The organism is Natronosporangium hydrolyticum (genome assembly GCF_016925615.1).
Classification (GTDB): domain Bacteria; phylum Actinomycetota; class Actinomycetes; order Mycobacteriales; family Micromonosporaceae; genus Natronosporangium; species Natronosporangium hydrolyticum.
In genome coordinates this window covers 3,757,051-3,776,634 of record NZ_CP070499.1, presented here as the reverse complement: position 1 = coordinate 3,776,634, position 19,584 = coordinate 3,757,051, and the positions used below count along the sequence as shown (strand labels likewise).

Sequence of the window (19,584 nt, the reverse complement as noted above, 5' to 3'; positions counted from 1 at the left end):
AACCGACCCGACATCGTGGTCGGCCGATCCGGTCGATGCCCTGCCGGCCCGGCGGTGGTGTGCCCGGCAGTGATCCGCAGCTAGGCTACATGCCGTCCGGTCACCGCCAGTGGGACCACCCGCGCTGCGCACCGGGCCACCGCCACCCCGCTCCCGCCCCCGGAGGCCCCTGCGACATGACCCGTTACCGGGCCGTACTCTTCGACTTTTTCGGCACCCTCAGCCACGCGGTCACCCGCGGCCCCTGGCACGACCTCGCCGCGCGGCACCTCGGTTGTGACCCGACCGCCCTACTCGACATGCTCGACCGCACCTTCAGCGTCCGGGCAACCGGCGCGTTCGGCGACGCCGAATCCACTCTCCGATGGGTGTGTGACCTGCTCGACCTGCACCCGCCGGCCGCGCGGATCCAGGCGGCGGTGCGAGCCAAGGAAGCCGCCGTGCACGCGGACACCCGCCTGAGACCCGACGCGGTCGACACCCTCGCCGCGCTCCGGGCCCGAGGGCTACGCACCGCCGTGGTCAGCGACTGCGGCTACGAGCTGCCGCGGTTCCTGCCGGCGTTGCCGATCGCGCCGCTCCTCGACACCTGCGTCTACTCGGTCGAGGTGGGGCGCCGCAAACCCCACCCGCGGCTCTACCAAACCGCCTGCCGCCGGCTCGGCGTCGCCCCCGACCAGTGCCTCTACGTCGGAGACGGCGGCAGCCAGGAGCTGACCGGGGCCCGGGCCGCCGGCATGACCGCCCTCCAGCTCGCCGCCCCCGATCTGCACGAACACCTGGTCTTCGACCAGGAAGCCAGCTTCGACGGGCCGCGGATCGGGACGCTCGCGGAGCTGCTCGACTGGTTCGACATCCCGACGGCTCGCCCCAGATGTCCGGTGGTGTCCACCGGTGACCGGCCGGCTGCGGTAACCTCGCCGCCGTGACCCAACCAACCCCGACCGTGGCCGACGTCGCGGCCACCCTGGCCCGCCACTACCCACCCGACTGGGCCGCCGACTGGGACCAGGTCGGGCTGGTGCTCGGCGAGCCCGAAGCCCCGGTGCGCCGCGTCCTGTGCGTCGTCGACTGCGTCCCCGAAACCGTCGCCGAGGCGGTCGACGCCGGCGTGGACCTGATCGTCGCCCACCATCCGCTGCTGCTGCGGCCGGTCTCCACGGTGGCGCCCACGACCTACAAAGGCCGGATCATCCACGACCTGATCCGCGCCGGCATCGCCCTCTACGTCGCCCACACCAACGCCGACGTCGCCGACCCCGGCGTCTCCGACGCCCTCGCCGCCCGGCTCGGGTTGCGCGACCTCCGCCCGCTGCGGCCGCTCGCCGCCGACCTGGCCGCGATCGGCCCCGGCAGCCAGCTCGGCGCCGGCCGGATCGGGGTGCTGCCGACGCCTGCGACCCTCGCCGAGTTGGTCCAGCAGGCGGCCGAGGCGCTGCCGCGTACCGCCTGGGGGGTCCGGGCCGCCGGCGACCCGCAGCGGCGCATCTACACCATGGCGGTCTGCGGTGGCGCCGGCGATAGCTACCTCGCCGACGCCACCGCCGCCGGCGTCGACGCCTACCTCACCGCCGACCTGCGGCACCACCCAGTCAGCGAACACCTCGCCGCCGGCGGGCCGGCGCTGCTCGACGCCGCCCACTGGGCGACCGAACGGCCCTGGCTGGATGAACTGGCCCGGTTGCTGCGTGACACGCTGAGAGTGGAGCCGGTGGTCTCAGACCTCGACACCGACCCGTGGACCGCGCACGCGAAGGAGCCGCTGTGAAGGCCGACCCGAACGCCCAGAAACTGCTGCTCGACCTGCAGGGCATCGACACCACCCGGCAACAGCTGGCGCACCGCCGTACCCACCTGCCCGAGCTGGCCCAGCTCACCGAACTCACCCGGGAGCTGTCCACTCTCGATGGCGACCGGGTGAGGGCGCAGGTGGAGGTCGACGACCTCGACCGGGACATAACCCGGCTGGAGCGCGACACCGAGCAGGTGCGGGCCCGCAAGGACCGCGACGCCGCCCGGCTCGCCGCCGGTGTCGGGCCGGCCCGGGAACTCGAAGCCCTGCAACACGAGATCGAGTCGCTCGACCGGCGGCAGCGGGAGCTGGAAGACGCGGAACTCGAACTGATGGAACGGCGCGAAACCGCCCAGAGCACCCTGACCGAGGCGCAACGGCGGCTCGCCGATTGCGAACGGCGCCGCGCCGAAGCCGAGGCCAGCCGCGACGCCGCCCTCGCCGAGATCAGCGAACAGGAGGCGGCGCAGACCGAGGCGCGCAAACCGCTGGTCACCCAGCTGCCGGCCGACCTGGTCACGCTCTACGAACGGATCCGCGACGACGCTGGCGGGCTCGGCGCGGCCCCGGTCCGGGGCGGCCGGTGCGGCGGCTGCCGGCTCGAACTCTCCGGCAGCGAACGTGCCCGGGTCAAAGCCGCCCCACCGGACGAGGTCGTACGCTGCGACGAGTGCCGCCGGATCATGGTGCGGACCGCCGAGTCCGGGCTATGAGCCGACGCGTCATCGTCGAAGCAGACGGCGGCGCCCGCGGCAACCCCGGCCCCGCCGGGTGGGGCACGGTCGTGCGCGACGCCGAGACCGGTGACGTGCTCGCCGAGCGCTCCGAAGCGATCGGCATCGCCACCAACAACGTCGCCGAGTACCGCGGCGTCATCGCGGGACTCGCCGCCGCCGCCGAGCTGGGCGCCGAAACGGTCGAGGCCCGGATGGACTCCAAACTGGTGGTCGAACAGATGACCGGCCGCTGGCGGATCAAGAACCCGGGGCTGCGGCCACTGGCGGCGGAGGCGGCCGCGCTGGTCCGCCGGTTCGACAACGTCGACTGGCGATGGGTGCCCCGGGAACGCAACCGGGACGCCGACCGGCTGGCAAACCAGGCGATGGACGCGGCGGCCCGCGGCGACACCGGCCCACCGGCCGCGGCGGCCGCCTCCGGCCCACCGGAGGCGGCGGCCCCCCGGCTCCGCGGCGCCTGGGAGGCCCCGGACACCGCGCCGCTGCGACTGCTGCTCACCCGGCACGGCGAGACCGAGCTCAACCTCCAACACCGCTACTCCGGCCGCCACGACGTCGCCCTCACCGACCGCGGTCAGGCCCAGGCCCAGGCGCTCGCCGCCCGGATCGCCCAGTCGCTGCCGCAGCTCGACGCGGTGGTCAGCTCGCCGCTGCAGCGCTGCACCGGCACCGCCGAGGCGATCGCCGCCGCCACCGGCGACCCGCCGGTCACCGTCGACCCGGACCTGATCGAGTGCGACTTCGGCGACTGGGAAGGACGCACCTTCCAAGAGGTACGCGACGAGTGGCCGGACCAGCTCGACGCCTGGCACCGCAGCCCGGCGGTCGCCGCCCCCGGCGGGGAGTCGCTGGACCAGGTCGACACCCGGGTACGGCGGGCGGTGGTCGCGCTCCGGCAGGCGTACCCGGAAGGTGGCACGGTCGCGGTGGTCTCCCACGTCTGGCCGGTGAAGCTGATGCTCCGGGATGCGCTCGGCGCTGGCGACACCTTCTTGCAGCGGCTGCTGCTGGCGGCGGCCGGGCTCTCGGTGGTCGACACCTACCCCGATGGCACGGTCGCGGTGCACGTCATCAACGACACTTCGCATCTTGATTCGCCGGAGTGGTCGACCCGGTAGCTCGGCCCAGAGCGTTGGGTAGCGCCCGGCGCGGAATCGGGGCAGAGTCGAAGGATGATGAGCAGTAACGGATACTACTGGTGCACCAAGCACAATCGGGTCGAATGGGGCGACAGCATGTGCCGGGCCAAACACCGGCTCGGCCCGTTCGACACCCCGAACGAAGCCGAACGCGCCCTCGAACGCGTCCAGGAACGCAACGAAGCCTGGGATGATCAGGACGAAGACTGGGGCCAGCCAGACGCCAAACCCGCCGGCCGCTGAGCCGCCCGCTCAGGCGTACGCCTGCACCAGCAGCACCAGCCCGATGCTGAAACCAAACAGGGTGATCACCAGTTTCCACAGCCGGTCGGGCAGCCGCCGGGCGAACCGCGCCCCGCCGTACCCGCCGACGATCGCGGCCGGGGCCAGGATCGCCACCGCCACCCAGTGCACCGGCCCGAATATCGCGAAGATCAGCACGGTCACCAGCCCCACCACCGCGGAGGCGACGTTCTTGAGCGCGCTGACCCGGGCCAAGGTCTCGTTGACCACCAGCGCCAACAACGCCACCAGCGCCACCCCCAACGCGGCCCCGAAGTAGCCCCCGTAGATCGCGGCCAACCCCACCATGAGGTGCAGCGACACCAACGACCGCCGCGGCGAGATCGTGGGCGGAGGGCCAGGCGGGGCGTCGCCGCGAGGCCGACCGTGGCCATTCACCAGCCGCCGCAGCCGATCCTGAAACGCCAAGGCGGCGGTCGCCGCCAACACCAGAAACGGCACCACCATCCGGAAGGTTTCCTCCGGGGTCAGCAGCAGCAGCGCGCAGCCGATCGCGCTGCCCACCGCCGCGGTGACGATCAAATGGCGGACCCGACGACCCTGCCCCACCAGATCCTGCCGACTGCCGGCCACGGCGCCTAGATACCCCGGGGAGACCGCGATCGAGTTGGTAACGTTCGCCGAGATCGGGGAGAGCCCGACCGCGAGCAGCGTGGGATAGGTCACCAGCGAACCGCCGCCGGCCACCGCGTTGATGGTCCCCGCGGCGAGGCCGGCGGCGAGAAGTAAGAAAATTTCACCTAACCCCATGGTGGCGACAGCGTACCGGGGGCGAGCGGGCAGCGGCCGGAGGCCTGGCAGCGATGTCGGCCACGCCGCCCAGGTGTCGTAGACTGGAAGCCGGCGGACGAGCCGGCCGGGCGGTCGCGTCAGCAGCTCCGGCTGTTGCCGAGGAACGTCCGGACTCCGTAGGGCAGGGTGGTTGTTAACGGCAACCCGGGGCGACCCGCGGGACAGTGCCACAGAAAACAAACCGCCGGCCGAGCCTGGCCGGTAAGGGTGAAACGGTGGGGTAAAAGCCCACCAGCATCCCGGGTGACCGGGGTGGCTTGGTAAACCCCACCCGGAGCAAGGCCAAGAGGGTCGCCGCAGCAATTCGGCGACCTGCGCAGGCGCCTGAGGACGGCCCGTCCGATGCCTGCGGGTAGGCCGCTAGAGCCCGTCGGCGACGGCGGGCCGAGAGGGATGGCCGCCGGTCACCCTTCGGGTGACCACAGAATCCGGCGTACAGGCCGACTCGTCCGCCACCACCCCCTCTGATCTGGGAAAACAGCCCGCTAAATGATCTTGTGGTCACACAACTGGTCACAGAGATCAGTCATCTCAACACCGGCGTCATGGCAGGGCGCCAGAACTCGCGGTAGCCGTTGTCCCGGCGCAGAAGCTCCTCGTGGCTGTCCTCGGCAACGATCCGGCCATCCACCACGAAGGCGACGCGGTCCGCGCGCTGGACGGTTCGCAGGCGATGCGTCACCATGACCACCGTCCGGCTGGTCATCAGGCGTTCGATGCCTTCGTGGACGGCCGCCTCGTTCACCGAGTCGAGCGCGGAGGTCACCTCGTCGAGCAGCACGACCGGTGCGTCCTTCAGCAACGCCCGCGCGATCGCGACCCGCTGCCGCTCACCACCCGACAGCCGAGCACCGCCCTCACCAACGCTGGTCTCCCATCCGCTCGGCAACCGTACGATGACTTCGTCCAGCCCGGCGGCGCTGGCCGCCTGGCGTACCTCGGCGACGCTGGCCTCGGGGCGGCCGAGTCGTACGTTCTCCTCGATGGTCCCGTCGAAGAGGTAGACCTCCTGGAAGACGAAGCCGATCTGGGCCATCAGCGTCTCGGTGTTGATCGACCGCACGTCCACGCCCCCGATTCGGACCGCACCCGCGTCTACGTCATGGAAGCGCGCGACCAGCTGCAACAAGGTGGTCTTGCCGGCCCCCGAGGGGCCGACGATGGCCAGCCGTTGTCCCGCAGGCACGGACAAACACAGGTCGTTGAGCACGCGCCGGCCGCCGCGCCGGAACGTGACCGACTCGAACTCCAGGTCATGCCCCCGCGGCTGGACCGGTTCCCGCGGTTCCGGCAGCGGCTCGGTGCGCAACAGGCGGTCGAGCCTCGCCAGCTCCGACCGGGCGTTGCGCAGCTGGCCGCCGAGATCCGCCAGCGAGAGCAGCGGATCCGCGCAGCGGGCGGCGAGCACCAGGATCGCCAGCAGCTCCGCCGCGCCCACGTTGCCGCCGAGTGCGAGGTAGGCGCCGAGGACCAGCAGCCCTGTGAACCCGGCCTGGACGGCGAGAGTCAACCCCACGGCACCCGGCAGTACCGACAGTGTCATCCGCCGGGAGGCGCTCGCCACGTGCGCCAGCGAGTCGTCGAGTAGTCGGAACCGTTCAGCTGCCCGGCCACCGGTTCGTAGCACGGGCTGGGCCTGCAGATACTCGATCACTCGGCCGGCAGCCTGGTGGTCGCGAGCGGCGCGGTCGGCGTCGTTGGCGGCCACCGCGCGTCCCGTCCAGACCTGCGCCGCCGCCACGAGTGGCACCGCGACCAGCGCGGCCACGCCGAGTTGCCAGTTGACCGCGAGCATCACGACGACGATCGTCAGCGGCGTCACACTGGCGAAGATGAACGGTGCCAGCAGATGTGCGATCAACCCCATCGTCTGGAGCACGCCCTGGCTGGCCAACACGGAGACCTCCCCGACCCGGCCGGCGGTGTACCAGCCGATCGGCAACCGGGCAAGGTGGTCGCCGATCCGGTGGTACATGCCCCGCAACAGCGTCGTTCCGACCCGGAAGCCGGACAGATCACTGCTGTAGCGCAACGCCGCGTAGCCGGCGACCGCAGCACCGAACGCGCCCACCTGGGCGGCCCGCACCACCTCGTCGGCGTCGGCGTGAGGCACCGCCAGCGCGATGTTCTCTGCGACCGATTCGCGTAGCAGCGAGGTCTCCTGAAAGACGAAGGAGACCCGCCGGTAGAGGTCCTGGCTTCGGATCTCGCGCAGATCGACGCCCCCGAGGCGTACCGAACCACCGGTCGGATCGAAGAACCTCGGCAACAGCTGCACCAGTGTGGACTTTCCGCTGCCCGATGGGCCCACCAGCGCGGTTACCGTGCCGGGTGCCAGCACCAGGTTGATCCCGCACAGCACCTCGTGGTCGCTGTGGTAACCGAATCGAACCTCACGCAGCTCCACCCGATGGCCGGCCGGTGCCGCCGGTTGCGCCGGCTCTGGCAGCGGTGGCACCGCCAGCACCTCCCGGATTCGCCCCACCGCTCGCCGGGCGGCCTGCACATCCTCGAAGCTGTGGTTGACCAGCGCCGACACCGGCGCGGTGAGTCCCAGCCCGAGCAGCAGGAAGGGTAGAACATCAGCCGGGGCCAGCCCACCGGTCGTGACCAGCGCCGTGCCACCGAGCAGCACGACGAGGATCACGAACGGCGGGGAGAGCGCCAGCTGCATCCCGGCCGCGACCCCGGACAGGCCGCGTACCTTCCGGCCGAGAGCGTCGACGAAATCGTTTGTGGCGGTGCGGAACCGGCGATGGGCGCGTTCGCCGCCACCGAACGCCTTCACTACCGCGATGCCCTGGACGAACTCCACGACGGAGTCCGCGACTCGTCCCATCGCCGCGTCGAATTCTCTCTCCTCCCGCAGCCGGCTGGGCAGCATCAGCAGCGGCACTAGCAGCATCGCCAGCAGCACCGGGATCAGCGTGATCAGCGTGAGCCGCCAGTCGATGGTGAACAGGTAGCCAAGCGAGACCAGTGGCACAACCAAAGCCGAGACCAGCGCGCCCGGGGTGTGGGCGATGAACGGGTGCACCGCGCTCACGTCATCCCCGACCACCTTCGCCAGCTCGCCGGTGCGGCGTCCGGCGAGCCACCCGATCGGTACCCGGCCCAAACTCGCGGCCAGTTGCCGCCGCAGTGAAAGCTGTACCCGGGCGTCGAGCAGGTGCCCGATCCCGGAGGAGGCTGCGGTGAACAGCAGCTGGACGACTAGCCCGAGCGCGCCCACGGCGACGACAGTCCACACGTGGCGGTGGTCGACCGGGTCGGGCAACAACAGGGTACGGCCCAGTTCGACCACCGCCAGCAACGGCGCGAGACCAGCGACCGCACCGATGGCCTGCAGCAGCACCACCATTGCGAAACCGCCCCGCTCGGCAGTGGCCATCGCGCTCACCCGGCCAAGGCTCGGCGCAGGACCTCACCCAGCTCGGCGATCTGTCGCCGGGACACCTCGGCGGAGAGGATCGCCTGGGACCCGTGGAAGGTGCCGGCCCACTGGTGCAGCTCGACCGGCACGCCCGCCTGCAGCAGTCGGAGCGCGTACTCGATGTCTTCGTCTCGGTCTGGGCAGAACTCCGCGCTGGCGATGTAGGCCGGCGGCAGACCGGAGAGGTCGGCTGCCCGCGCCGGGGCGGCATACGGTGCGGCAGGCTCGGCGCCCAGGTAGTTCCGCCACGCCGCCGCGATCATCTCCCGATTGGCCCAGGGCGTATCGGTGAAGTTCCGCGCCGACCAGGTCTGCTGCCGATCGTCGAGGGCAGGCTGGTTGAGCAGCTGGAACCGGATCGGCGGCCCCTGCTCGTCCCGCGCCCGCAACGCCACCGCGGCCGCGAGGTTCCCGCCGGAGCTGTGCCCTCCCACCGCGATCCGCTCCGGATCGAGGCCAAGCTCAGCCGCGTTCGCCGCAGCCCAGCGCAGCACGGCGTACGCGTCGTCGAGGGCGGCCGGGAAGGGGTCTTCGGGGGCTAGGCGGCAACCCACCGAAATCACCACCGCGTTGGAGCCGAGCGCCAGCCGGATAGCCCACGGGTGTTCGGTATCGAGATCGCCCATGACCCAGCCGCCCCCGTGTAGCCAGATAATGGCACCCCGCGCGTCATGCTGGCGGTAGATCCGCACCGGGACGTCGGGGTCAGCGGGCACCGTGCGGTCCTCGATCGCCAGGTCTGTGGTTTCGGGTACCGGCGCAGTGGCGGCGGCCGCGGCGAAGGCCCTACGGGCAGCCACCGGGTCGTTCAGGTCGACGTGCGGGAGCAACGGGACAAATGCTTCCAGTTCAGGATCCATGCCGGCTATCCTCGCCGCTCGCGTGATCAGCGGCATCCGCCAGCCGTCGCGCACTCCGACCCGACGATGCGACGGTCGGCGTATCCTCGCTCCCATGGAGGCACTGGCCGAACGGCTTTCGCAGCTCGATACCGAAGCGGCGGGCGTCGTCCGCGTGGTCATGTTCTACGACACACTGATGCGCAGGCGGGTAGATCTCCCTGCGCTCGCCCGTGCCTCAGCGGCGCTGGCCGAGTGTGTCGCCGGGATCCGCCTACACGGCACCGGCCGGGCGACCCGCTATTCGCCCGCCGGCGAACAGAGCGCCGCCCCGCCGCCGCCGGCCTCTACCATCGCAACGATCACCCTCGATGAGGAGGAGATCGGTACGGTGTGGTTGGAGCGGCCGGGCCCGCCCCACTCGCTCGACGAGCTACTCCTGGACCGGCTGGCCATAGCCGCCGCGGCGGTCGTCGAGCGGTACGGCCCGGCCAACACCACTATGGCCGATCCCGCCCTCGTCGAGCTGGTGATCAGCGCCGACAGTGATGAACCGGCGCGAGAGCGGGCGCTGCGGCTGCTGGGGTTCGCCCCCGACCTGCCGGTGCGGGTAGCGGCGGTGCGGTCACGGCTCCCGCTCGACCAGGTCGCCGCAGCGATCTGCCCGGGGCGCCCGGTGAAAGCGGCGCCGATCGGGGGGTTGGGGGTCATCCTCGCAACCACTGTGGATTTTTGCGGCTTCCCCGCAAACGTACGCGCTGGTGTCGGTGGTACCACCCGCCCTGACCAGTGCTGGCGACAAGCCCGGACCGCGCTCCGCTTCAGCACCGTCCGCGAGCCGGTCGTCCACTACAGCGACTTGGGGGCGATCGCGCTGCTGGCCCACGTGCCCGAGGAAGTAACGCGACACAACGTCGATGTGGCCGCGATCGGCCGGATCGCCGACAACCCAGGGGACCTGGAGACACTGGACGCCTACTGCGCCACCGGATCCGTACGCCAGGCGGCTGCCTGTCTCCACATGCACCACAGCAGCGTCGCCCGTCGCCTCGAACAGCTTAGCAAGGTCGCCGAGATCGAACTCACCACGCCTACGGGGCTGGCCAGGGCACGGCTCGCCATCACCGCGTGGCGCCTGCTCGCCGATTGAGGGGCCTTCGGCCGCCCGGCCGGCCGGGGGTAAGCTGAGGAGGTGAGACCCCATCAACGTGATAAGTGGTCGGGCTCCCTTCCTCGCTCGCGTGGCCTGAGGGCGTGCCTGCCGAGCTATCCCGAAAGGCTTGGAAGGTCTTGCGATTTATCTCCGAGACGTCTGACAGCGATGTCTCCGAAATTTTGTTCACCCTTGACGATGTGCCCGGCGTGCTGTGGAGATCGGAAGGTTCCGTTGGGCCTCGTCCCCTGATCCTGATGGGACACGGCGGAGGGCAGCACAAGACGGCCCCGGGCATTGCCGGCCGCGCCCGCCGCTTCGTGACTGAGGGCGGTTTCGCGGTAGTGGCGGTCGACGTACCTGGCCATGGCGAGCGCCCGAAGCACGAGGAGTATAACCGGATCGCGACGGAAAACCGGGCTCGTGTCGACGCCGGCGAAGAGATGGCTCCGCTGATGGCTCGATTCCAGGCGTTCGTCGCGCACCAGACAGTTCCGGAGTGGCGGGCGGTCCTGGACGCGGTCCAAGAGCTTGAGCACGTCGGCGCTGGTCCGGTGGGCTACTGGGGGATCTCGTTGGGTTGTGGGCTCGGAGTTCCGTTCGTCGCCGCCGAGCCGCGGGTCCGGGCAGCGGTGCTGGGCTTGGGCGGGGCGTTGGCAGCCGCCGAGGCCGCAGCACGAATCACGTGCCCGGTGGAGTTCCTGATGCAATGGGACGACGAGCGTGTGCCGCGGCCTCATAGTTTGGCGCTCTTCGAGGCCTTCGGGTCGGCTGAGAAGACATTGCACGCCAACCCCGGCAAGCATGCGGAGCTCCCGGAGTTTGAACTGGACAGCGCGCTTCGGTTCTTTGGTAGGCATCTGGTCTAGTGCTGTGTCCTGGTCTCGTCAGCCTCGTTTGCTCTGGTCTTGAGATGAGTGATCGGATCAGCGCGGAGGAGACGGCCAGGTCGCGGGCGAACAGCTCGTCTGGCGCGACGAACACCATGGCTCGTTACTCGCCGAGTACCACGTCCTCCTGTCGGGTTCGTAGCGGCAGGCCGTGCCGCCGCGTTACCCTGTGCCAGGTGGCCCGAAAGAATCAGCTCGGACAGCCGGTTGGTGACCCGGTTAGCGATTGGCACGCGCGTCGCTTTCCTCGGCCGGTGCCGCTGCGAGGGGGCTTCGGTTCCGTGCGGCCGTTGCGGGCCTCCGATTCACCGTCGCTCTTTGAGGCGCTTCATTCCGATTCCAGCGGCGCCGAATGGACCTATATGGCCTTCGGTCCGTTCGGCAGCGAAGGGGAGTTCGCGGCGTTCATCGACGGGCTGCTCGGTGACGGGTCGCTGGCGATGTTCGCGTTGACCGATGAGACGGAGACAGCCGCAGGGATGGCGGGCTTCTCGAGGATAGATCTGGCAGCGGGTTCTCTAGAAGTCGGCGGGGTCATGATGGGCGCCACCCTCCAACGGACCGTGGCAGCGACGGAGACGATGTTCCTGTTGGGCCGATACGTCTTCGACGAGCTGTGTTACCGCCGGTACGAATGGAAGTGTGACGCTTTGAACGCCCGTTCCCGTGCCGCGGCCCAACGGCTCGGCTTTCGATTCGAGGGGATATCCCGGAAGGCAACAATCTACAAGGGGCGTAGCCGGGACACCGCCTGGTATGCGATGACCGACGACGACTGGCGCAGGTTGCGGCCAGTCGTCGAGTCCTGGCTTGACCCCTCCAACTTCGAAGCTGGGGTCCAGCGGACCCGCCTCTCCGAGGCAGTGCGGCACCAGGCCACGCCTTAGGGAGTGGTATGCAGTAACGCGCTCTTCGGTAGCATGAGGACCATGCTGCGGCCGGTGATATTCGATCTCTTCCACACTTTGCTACACGGCGTTGATGATGAGCGGGACCGGGTCGTCGGGGAGATGGCGTTACTGGTCGGCGCGGATCCGGCGGAGCTGGTGGCCGCGTACCACGCCTCGTGGCGGGAGCGGTTGGTTCGCTGGGATGTGGAGGAGACCGTTGAGGTGCTCGCCCGTCGGCTCGGAGTCACCCCGACTGCGGAGCAGCTGGCGCAGGCGGGGGCGTTGCGGCGGGCTTTCGCGGCTGGGCTGTTGGCGACGGTCTCGGCGGGCACCTTGGAGGTGCTGGACAGCGTGCGGGCCAGCGGGCATCCGATGGCGTTGATCAGTAACGCGACCGCGGAGGCCGCGGCAGCCTGGTCGCAGTGCAACCTGGCCAGCCGGTTCGACGTCGCGGTCTTCTCCTGCGAGGTGGGTCTGGCCAAGCCTGACCCGAAGATCTACCGGGTGGCGGCCGAGCGGCTGGGTGCCGATCCGGCGGAGTGCGTCTTCGTCGGAGATGGCGCGGATGACGAGTTGGCCGGGGCGGCGGCGGTCGGCATGACGGTGGTCCGCACCACCGAGTATCAGGACACCGACCCTAGTTGGGACGGCCCGGCGATCAGTTCTCTTGGCGCCCTGCCTGCCCTGCTGCGCAACCCCTGATGGATCAGGGCGGAGCAGATGAGGTGCCGTTGCGGGGCGGTCGGTTCACCCCTGGGGTGGTGCGGGTGGGGGAAACCGTCCGCCGACCAGCGTCGTCGGCATCCGGTCTGGTCGCCCGGCTGCTGACCCATCTCGGGGCGCAAGGCTTCACCGGCTGCCCGCGACACCTCGGGCGGGACGAGTCCGGGCGGGACGTGTTGTCCTACATCGCTGGTGACGTACCAGCCCGGTGGCGCCGGTTCGACGATGACCAGATAGCGGTGGCCGCGTCGATGCTGCGACGGCTGCATGACGCGAGTCGCGAACTCGCGGTCGAGCTGGGTGGTCAGGTGGTGTGCCACCACGATCCGGGCCCACACAACACGGTCTTCCGGGACGGTCGGCCGGTGGCCTTCATCGACTTCGATTTCGCGGCCGCCGGCGACCGGTTGGAGGATGTTGCGTATCTGTCCTGGTCCTGGTGCATCTCGTCGCGGCCGGACCGCGAGCCGGTGGCAGGGCAGGCCAGCCAGGTCAGGCTGGTTGCCCACGCGTACGGGTTGGGTGATGAGGAGCGGCGTGCGTTGCCGGCAGCGATCGATGCCCGACTGTGTCGTAATGAGACTTTCTGGGCCGAGATCCGGGACAACCCTCAGGCGCCGAGGGTCGCCCGTGACCGTGCCGAAGAGGTGATCGAATGGACCCGCCGCGAGTTGGCCTACATCCGGGCGCATCGGGAGGTGTTCGCTGCGGCGCTCGAGTAACGGATCGCCGCGTACCCTGACAGGATGTTCCCACCGAGGCGGGCGGTTGGTCGGGGCCGCGCCTGGTATCGAGGCGACTGCCACGTCCATTCGCACTACTCAAAGAATGCCGACTTGACGCCGGAGCAGGTGGCTGCCGCCGCCCGCGCGGCCGGGCTTGACTTCATCGCGACCACCGAACACAACCGGGTCGACACCCATGGCAGCTGGGCCCCGTACGCCGGCGAGGACCTGCTGGTGATCCCGGGGCAGGAGGTGGTGACACCGAATGGGCACTGGTTGGCGGTGGGCATCGAACCGGGCCAGCTGGTCGACTGGCGTTATCGGGTGCGCGACGATGCCATCGATCGTCAGATCGATCGGGTGCGCCGGGTGGGTGGGCTGTGTGTCGCTGCCCATCCGCACGCGCCTTACCCGTCCGGCGCGTTCATGTACCCGTACCACAGCTTCGATGTGGTGGAGGTGTGGAATGGGTTGTGGGCATCGGACCGGCCATGGAACGCCGATAACGAGGCGGCGCTCGCCGAGTGGGGGCGCGGTCTGGCCGCCGGTATCCACGAGGGCCGCTGGCGGCCGGCGATCGGAGGCAGCGACGCCCACCTGGCGGGTCAACTGGGGACACCGCACACGGTGGTGTTTGCCGAGGAGTTGAGCACCGAGGCGGTGCTCGCCGGGATCCGGGCGGGCCGCAGTTGGATCGCCGAATCGGCGGCCGTCACATTGTCGTTCAACGTTGTCGCTGGCGACCGGCGGGCAGGGATCGGGGAGCGCCTGGCGACCGGAGGCGAGCCGGCTGCGGTCCAGGTTGTGGTCGGCGGGGTGCCGTCGGGCGTGGTCAGTCTCCGCACTGACCGGGGCACGGTCCACCGCGAGTCGCTTACCATGGATGGGGCAGCTGCTTTGGAGTGGCACACCAGTGCGGACGAATCCGCGTTCGTACGGGTGGAGGTACGTCATCCGAAAGGGCACATGGCGGCCCTGAGCAACCCGGTGATCCTCATCTGAGATCGGGCCAGGTGGATCCGCATACCCGGATCCATGCGAGACGTCTTTGCGTTCTGTAGTTAGACTGCTCTGGTCAGGTAATCGGTCGGCCGGCGCCGTCGACCCACGACACAAGGGGAGGACCGGTGTCCCACCGCACCCGACGCTCGTACCGCACCATGATCGCGCTGGCGGCCGCCGCGACGGTGGTTCTCGCCGCCGCCGCAGCCTGCGGAGACGAGGATCTGGACCTGCCGCCACCGCCGGCCTCACCGGCGCCGACCACCGACAACACACCCGAGAGCAACCTCGACCCGGCCGACGCCGCTGACGCGGAGGAGATCCTCGCCGCGTTCGACAGCTACATGGAGGGCTACGTCGAGCTCACCCAGGAGGGCGTGCTCGGCGGCACCGACGAGACGATGGACAGGCTCGAAGAGATCCACGTCGCGGCCGAGGCCTTCGACGAACTCGCCTTCGAGATCTTGACGCCAAATGCGCAGGCCGGGCACGCCACCTCGGGCACCCTCGGCTGGGAGGCGCAGGTCCGGGAGATCGATTGGGAGCACAGCTTCGAGTACTCGGACGACGTCATCCCCCGTGCCATCATCGACGCTTGCATCGACGAGACCGACTGGACGACGATCGAGGTCGACAGCGGCGAGGTCGTCGACGGCCCGGGCAGCCGCTACACCTCGGAGATCTGGGTCACGTGGTGGGAGGCGGATGAGTACTCTGAGCAGGAAGATCGCTGGCACGTCTCCTTCCGATACGACGACGACGCGCCGTGCTAACCACTGCACCATCCCGGATCCATCTCGCGACCATCCTCGCGGTCGCTATCGGCGTCGGCCCGCTGATCGTGACGATCCTCGCCTCCGAGGCGGTTGCCAATCCCGCTGGTCGGTTCGACTGCCTGGACGACACCCCGGCCGACCGTGAGTCGTGCACGACCGGCATAACCAGCCACACCAACTCCGAAGGGCAGGTGGTGGTGGAGCTTGCGACCGGCGGCGGAGTCACCATGACCCGGTGCCGCCGCCAGCACTTGCCGGTCGCGGACGCCAACGACGGCCCTGAGTGGGTCGACTGCTTCGGTGGCGCCCGTGCGGGCTGGTACAACGCCCGCTACGACTGCCATTTCGTGCAGACGGAGCACTCGCGGAACATGGACCCGCTCGACCCAAGGGTCGTCTACCCGGAAGGGGTCTCCAGAGGCGACGAGGGTACCGTCTATCGCGCCCGCTGTTACTTCGAGCACTACACGGTGGCCGATGGTTGGGTGAACCAGGATTACTGGTTCCTGCCGCCGGGGGAGGAGCCCGGGCCCACTATCGACCCGACCGCTCAGCTGATCGCCGACGCCCTCGACAGTCTGGAGCTTTACGCCGCTGATATCGGTACCGCCCCACCGACGGACGGCGTCGGTCTGGTCCGACTTCCGGTGTGGCTGTGGAACAACACCGATGACAGTAACTGGGGCACCAACACCGCCTCGGTCAGCGAGGCCGGAATCACCGTCTCCGCATCCGCGACCGCGACCGAAACGGTCTGGGACACCGGCGACGGTGAGGAAGTCACCTGCGACGAAGGTGAGCCGTGGGTGTCCGGGGTCGATACGCTCGCGCCGCCGTGCGGCCATCGCTACCTTCAGACCAGCCGCGACCAGCCGGGCGGGACCTACACGATCACCGCGGTCACCACCTGGGAGGTGGAGTGGTCGGTCAGCGGCGGGCCGAGCGCCGGGTCGGGCACCCTCACCCTGCACCCGGAGGCGAGCGTCGAGTTGGAGATCGGGGAGGTTCAGGTGCTCAGCCGCTAAGGGCTGCACCACGGATCAGCCGCGTCTCCTCCGGCGGTCGGAGCTAGGCTGGAATCCGGCGCTTCGGCTGGATCACCCCGGGGGTGCGGGTGGAGATCACGCTGTGGGGGTGGGGTCTGACGATCCTGGTGATCGTCGCCCTGCTCGGCCTCGATCTCACCCGGGCGCTGCGGCCACACCACGTCGGTTTCCGCGAGGCCGCCCTGTGGTCGGCGTTCTATATCGGGGTGGCGCTCGTCTTCGGGCTGGTCTTCGCGCGTCTGGTCGGGTGGGAACTCGGGGTTGAATACTTCGCCGGGTATCTGGTGGAGAAGAGCCTCTCCGTCGACAACCTGTTCGTCTTCGTCGTCATCATCGCCACCTTCGCCGTGCCCGACGAGTATCGACACAAGGTGTTGATCTTCGGTATTATCCTGGCGCTGCTGCTGCGGGCGATCTTCATCGCGGTGGGGGCCACGCTGATCTCCCTGTTCGCCTTCATGTTTCTCGTCTTCGGCCTGCTGCTGATCTGGACCGCTGTGCAGCTGTACCGGCACCGTAATCAGGACCCGGACATCGAGCGCAACTTTCTCGTCCGTACCACCCGGCGGGTGCTGCCGGTCACCGACGAGTACGTTGGCGGGCGGCTGGTTACCCGGGTGCAGGGGCGGCGGATGGTGACCCCGCTGTTGATTGTGTTGATCGCGATCGGCGGCACCGACCTGCTGTTCGCGCTCGACTCGATCCCGGCGGTGTTCGGCGTAACCCAGGAGCCCTACATCGTCTTCACCGCCAACGCTTTCGCCCTGCTCGGCCTGCGCGCGCTCTTCTTCCTGGTCACCGGGTTGTTGGATCGGCTGGTCTACCTTTCTACCGGGCTGGCGGTGATCCTCGGCTTCATCGGGGTCAAGCTGATCCTGCACTGGGCCCATGGGCTGGACGAGCGGATCCCGGAGGTCACCACGCCGGTGTCGTTGGTCGTCATCGCCGTCATCCTCGCCGTCACCACCGCGGCGAGCCTGATCAAGTCTCGCCGGGACCCCTCGGCACGGGCCCACGCAGGCGCCGTACTGGGCACGCCGACGGTTTCGCCCGACCACGACCAGCGCGACGCTGGCTGACCTGGCCGTGGCCGGAATTGCCTTGACGTCGGGTTACGACCAGGGCGATCGTGGCCGGTGTGCAACAGGAAGAGATCTGGGACGCGGAGGCCGCGGCTGGCTATGACACACCGGGCGCCGGCATGTTCGCCCCCGAGCTCCTCGGGCCGACGGTGGACCGACTTGCCGAGCTCGCCGGTGACGGGCGCGCGCTGGAGTTCGCCGTCGGCACCGGCCGGGTAGCGGTGCCGCTCGCGGCGCGAGGGGTGCCGGTCAACGGCATCGAGCTGTCACCGTCGATGGTCGAGCAACTGCGGACGAAGGCCGATGAAGCGACGATCCCCGTGGTCGTGGGGGACATGGCGACCGAGACCGCACCAGGACAGTACACATTGGTCTATCTCGTCTACAACACGATTTCTAATCTGCTCACCCAGGCCGAGCAGGTGGCATGTTTCCGCAACGCCGCCCGGCATCTTCTGCCCGGTGGCCGCTTCGTCATCGAGCTCGGGGTGCCAGAGTTGCGTAAGCTCCCGCCGGGGCAGCAGGCAGTGGTCTTCGGCTCGGCACCCGGCTATATCGGCCTGGACACCTACGATGTGTTGCGCCAGCACCTTGTCTCGCACCATTTCCGGCTCGACGAGAGCCGTCGGGCCCGGCTGTTCCGTAGCCGGCACCGTTATGTCTGGCCGGCCGAGCTTGATCTGATGGCACAGCTGGCCGGGTTCGAGCTGGAGCGCCGGGACGCGGACTGGGCCGGTGCGGAGTTCACCGCCGAGTCGCCCTCGCACGTGTCGATCTACCGGCTGCCGTCAGCCCGCTGACGAACTCGTTCGCGCAGGCTGCGGGAGCCACCGGCGCGGTTCCGGTTGCGTGGAGTCGGCGGCTGATGTCGGACCCGGCGCCTAGCCTCAGGTTATGACGATTCAGCGGATGGATAACGTCGGCATCGTGGTCGCCGACCTGAGGGCGGCGATCGCGTTCTTCACCGAGCTCGGCATGGAGCTGGAAGGTGAGGCGTTGGTCGAAGGGCAGTGGGTGGGCCGCGTGGTTGGACTGGACGATGTCCAGGTCGACATCGCGATGATGCGGACCCCGGACGGCCACAGCCGGCTGGAGCTGATGACCTTCCGGACCCCGGCGGCGGTAAGCACGGAGCCGGCGAACGCGCCAGCGAACGCCCTCGGGATCCGACGGATCATGTTCGCCGTCGACGACATCGACGATGTCCTCGCCCGGCTGCGCGCCCGCGGGGCCGAGCTCGTTGGCGACCTGCAGCAGTATGAGGACAGCTACCGGCTGTGCTACATCCGCGGCCCCGAGGGCATCATCGTGGCGCTGGCGGAGCAGCTCAGCTAGGGCAGCTGCCGCGGCCGCCAGTAGCGGCGCTAGGGCGCGGTGACGCCGTCGAGCTGTTCCCGCAGAATGTCCGCGTGGCCGGCGTGCCGCGCGGTCTCTTCGATCAGGTGCACCAGGATCACCCGGAGCGAGTCACGCTGCGCTTCTCCTGGGTTCGGGATCGCCGCGCGGCTGCCGAGATCGAGGGTCGCGTGCACTATCTCGTCGCTGCGGTCACACATCTGTCGGTACGCGGCCACCACCTCATCGCGGGTAAGTTCGGCCGGCACGGTCATGGACTTGTCGGCGACCACCGGCTCGCCGAGAAAGACCCGTTGGAACCAGTGCTGTTCCACTCCGGTGAGATGGTGGATGATGCCGAGCAGGTTGGTGCCGGAGGCCACTCCGGGGCGGCGTAGGTCGGCTTCGGTCAACCCTTCCGAGGTCTGGATGACCGCTCGACGCATGACGTTCAGGTATCCGAGCAGCACGTGCCGCTCGGTGTACTTCGTGTCGTACTCGGTATCGCTCATCGGATCACGGTAGCGATCTGCCGGCGGGGAACCGGGCGGGGAACCGGGCGGGGAACCGGGGGAACTGGTCGCAGCATCCGGCCCAGCGGGCGGGTCGCCTGTTCGGATGCCCGCACCCGGCCATCACGGCGATATCGGCCCCCGGTATGCCGACGGCCGTCGTGCCGCCCGGGCCCGGTCTGAAACGTACCAATAGGGAGCATCGTTAGCCGCCCGACCGACTTCCGTAGCCTGCTACCTGCGCCGGAGCCCGAATTTCCGGCGGCTGGGCGGCGCCGGCCGAGGGTTTGAAGTCGGCTGTCCGCTATCGGTCTTCCGGAAAGTATCGGCCCGCATTTACTTGACGCACGCGACATGTGAGCTTACGGTTTCGTTCCGGTGATCAACGCAAGTACGGCGGTTCGCCGCCCGGCCA

20 protein-coding genes and 1 other RNA gene are annotated in these 19,584 nt (G+C 69.3%); 17 read left to right on the top strand and 4 right to left on the bottom strand.

The window, feature by feature from the left end; translation table 11 throughout:
- The first annotated feature begins 176 nt into the window (after positions 1-176).
- From JQS43_RS16905 to JQS43_RS16885, 5 genes are read left to right on the top strand one after another with little or no spacing between them, the layout of a single operon-like run.
- On the top strand, positions 177-929 hold the full coding sequence (locus tag JQS43_RS16905) for an HAD family hydrolase (RefSeq protein ID WP_239675368.1): 753 nt from the start codon (positions 177-179) through the stop codon (positions 927-929).
- Complete coding sequence (locus tag JQS43_RS16900) at positions 926-1,768, top strand: Nif3-like dinuclear metal center hexameric protein (RefSeq protein WP_239675367.1); 843 nt, start codon at positions 926-928, stop codon at positions 1,766-1,768. Before JQS43_RS16905 ends, JQS43_RS16900 begins: the two co-directional genes overlap by 4 nt.
- Positions 1,765-2,505 (top strand): zinc ribbon domain-containing protein, encoded by a 741-nt coding sequence (locus JQS43_RS16895; protein WP_239675366.1) that lies wholly within the window; start codon positions 1,765-1,767, stop codon positions 2,503-2,505. Before JQS43_RS16900 ends, JQS43_RS16895 begins: the two co-directional genes overlap by 4 nt.
- Complete coding sequence (locus JQS43_RS16890; RefSeq protein ID WP_239675365.1) at positions 2,502-3,647, top strand: bifunctional RNase H/acid phosphatase; 1,146 nt, start codon at positions 2,502-2,504, stop codon at positions 3,645-3,647. The genes JQS43_RS16895 and JQS43_RS16890 overlap by 4 nt, the downstream gene beginning before the upstream one ends.
- 57 nt (positions 3,648-3,704) lie before the next feature.
- Entirely contained in the window at positions 3,705-3,911 is a 207-nt protein-coding gene (locus tag JQS43_RS16885; protein ID WP_239675364.1) for a hypothetical protein, read from the top strand.
- A gap of 9 nt (positions 3,912-3,920) precedes the next feature.
- Here the strand turns inward: JQS43_RS16885 and JQS43_RS16880 are convergent, their stop codons facing one another.
- Complete coding sequence (locus tag JQS43_RS16880; RefSeq protein ID WP_239675363.1) at positions 3,921-4,721, bottom strand: sulfite exporter TauE/SafE family protein; 801 nt, start codon at positions 4,719-4,721, stop codon at positions 3,921-3,923.
- Positions 4,722-4,819: 98 nt separating this feature from the next.
- Here JQS43_RS16880 and rnpB point away from each other — a divergent pair.
- Positions 4,820-5,215: RNase P RNA component class A (gene rnpB, locus JQS43_RS16875), an RNA gene on the top strand.
- A gap of 74 nt (positions 5,216-5,289) precedes the next feature.
- Here rnpB and JQS43_RS16870 read toward each other — a convergent pair.
- Both JQS43_RS16870 and JQS43_RS16865 read right to left on the bottom strand, forming a co-directional pair.
- Complete coding sequence (locus tag JQS43_RS16870) at positions 5,290-8,154, bottom strand: ABC transporter ATP-binding protein (protein WP_239675362.1); 2,865 nt, start codon at positions 8,152-8,154, stop codon at positions 5,290-5,292.
- 5 nt (positions 8,155-8,159) lie between these two features.
- Positions 8,160-9,056, bottom strand: coding sequence for an alpha/beta hydrolase (locus JQS43_RS16865; protein ID WP_239675361.1), 897 nt, complete (start codon positions 9,054-9,056; stop codon positions 8,160-8,162).
- Between the two features lie 94 nt (positions 9,057-9,150).
- Here JQS43_RS16865 and JQS43_RS16860 point away from each other — a divergent pair, with 94 nt between their 5' ends.
- From JQS43_RS16860 to JQS43_RS16810, 11 genes are all read left to right on the top strand, one after another.
- Entirely contained in the window at positions 9,151-10,185 is a 1,035-nt protein-coding gene (locus tag JQS43_RS16860; protein ID WP_239675360.1) for a helix-turn-helix domain-containing protein, read from the top strand.
- Between the two features lie 260 nt (positions 10,186-10,445).
- Complete coding sequence (locus JQS43_RS16855; RefSeq protein ID WP_239675359.1) at positions 10,446-11,057, top strand: dienelactone hydrolase family protein; 612 nt, start codon at positions 10,446-10,448, stop codon at positions 11,055-11,057.
- Between the two features lie 275 nt (positions 11,058-11,332).
- Positions 11,333-11,965 carry a GNAT family N-acetyltransferase gene (locus JQS43_RS16850; RefSeq protein ID WP_239675358.1) on the top strand — a complete coding sequence of 211 codons (633 nt, stop codon included), beginning with the start codon at positions 11,333-11,335 and terminating at the stop codon, positions 11,963-11,965.
- A gap of 42 nt (positions 11,966-12,007) precedes the next feature.
- Positions 12,008-12,670: an HAD family hydrolase gene (locus JQS43_RS16845; RefSeq protein ID WP_239675357.1), complete on the top strand. Its 663-nt coding sequence runs from the start codon at positions 12,008-12,010 to the stop codon at positions 12,668-12,670.
- The gene (locus tag JQS43_RS16840) at positions 12,670-13,413 is read left to right on the top strand and encodes a phosphotransferase family protein (RefSeq protein ID WP_239675356.1); all 744 of its coding nucleotides are present in this window, start codon (positions 12,670-12,672) and stop codon (positions 13,411-13,413) included. The genes JQS43_RS16845 and JQS43_RS16840 overlap by 1 nt, the downstream gene beginning before the upstream one ends.
- Positions 13,414-13,437: 24 nt before the next feature.
- Positions 13,438-14,418: a CehA/McbA family metallohydrolase gene (locus tag JQS43_RS16835; protein WP_239675355.1), complete on the top strand. Its 981-nt coding sequence runs from the start codon at positions 13,438-13,440 to the stop codon at positions 14,416-14,418.
- A gap of 125 nt (positions 14,419-14,543) precedes the next feature.
- Positions 14,544-15,191, top strand: a complete 648-nt coding sequence (locus tag JQS43_RS16830; RefSeq protein WP_239675354.1) for a hypothetical protein — start codon at positions 14,544-14,546, stop codon at positions 15,189-15,191.
- Positions 15,185-16,219: a hypothetical protein gene (locus tag JQS43_RS16825; protein ID WP_239675353.1), complete on the top strand. Its 1,035-nt coding sequence runs from the start codon at positions 15,185-15,187 to the stop codon at positions 16,217-16,219. Before JQS43_RS16830 ends, JQS43_RS16825 begins: the two co-directional genes overlap by 7 nt.
- Before the next feature lie 89 nt (positions 16,220-16,308).
- The gene (locus JQS43_RS16820) at positions 16,309-17,319 is read left to right on the top strand and encodes a TerC family protein (RefSeq protein ID WP_239675352.1); all 1,011 of its coding nucleotides are present in this window, start codon (positions 16,309-16,311) and stop codon (positions 17,317-17,319) included.
- Positions 17,320-17,378: 59 nt separating this feature from the next.
- Complete coding sequence (locus JQS43_RS16815; RefSeq protein ID WP_239675351.1) at positions 17,379-18,122, top strand: class I SAM-dependent DNA methyltransferase; 744 nt, start codon at positions 17,379-17,381, stop codon at positions 18,120-18,122.
- A gap of 94 nt (positions 18,123-18,216) precedes the next feature.
- Positions 18,217-18,657: a VOC family protein gene (locus tag JQS43_RS16810; protein ID WP_239675350.1), complete on the top strand. Its 441-nt coding sequence runs from the start codon at positions 18,217-18,219 to the stop codon at positions 18,655-18,657.
- 29 nt (positions 18,658-18,686) lie between these two features.
- Here JQS43_RS16810 and JQS43_RS16805 read toward each other — a convergent pair whose 3' ends face one another.
- Positions 18,687-19,169 (bottom strand): DinB family protein, encoded by a 483-nt coding sequence (locus JQS43_RS16805; RefSeq protein ID WP_239675349.1) that lies wholly within the window; start codon positions 19,167-19,169, stop codon positions 18,687-18,689.
- Positions 19,170-19,584: the final 415 nt, after the last annotated feature.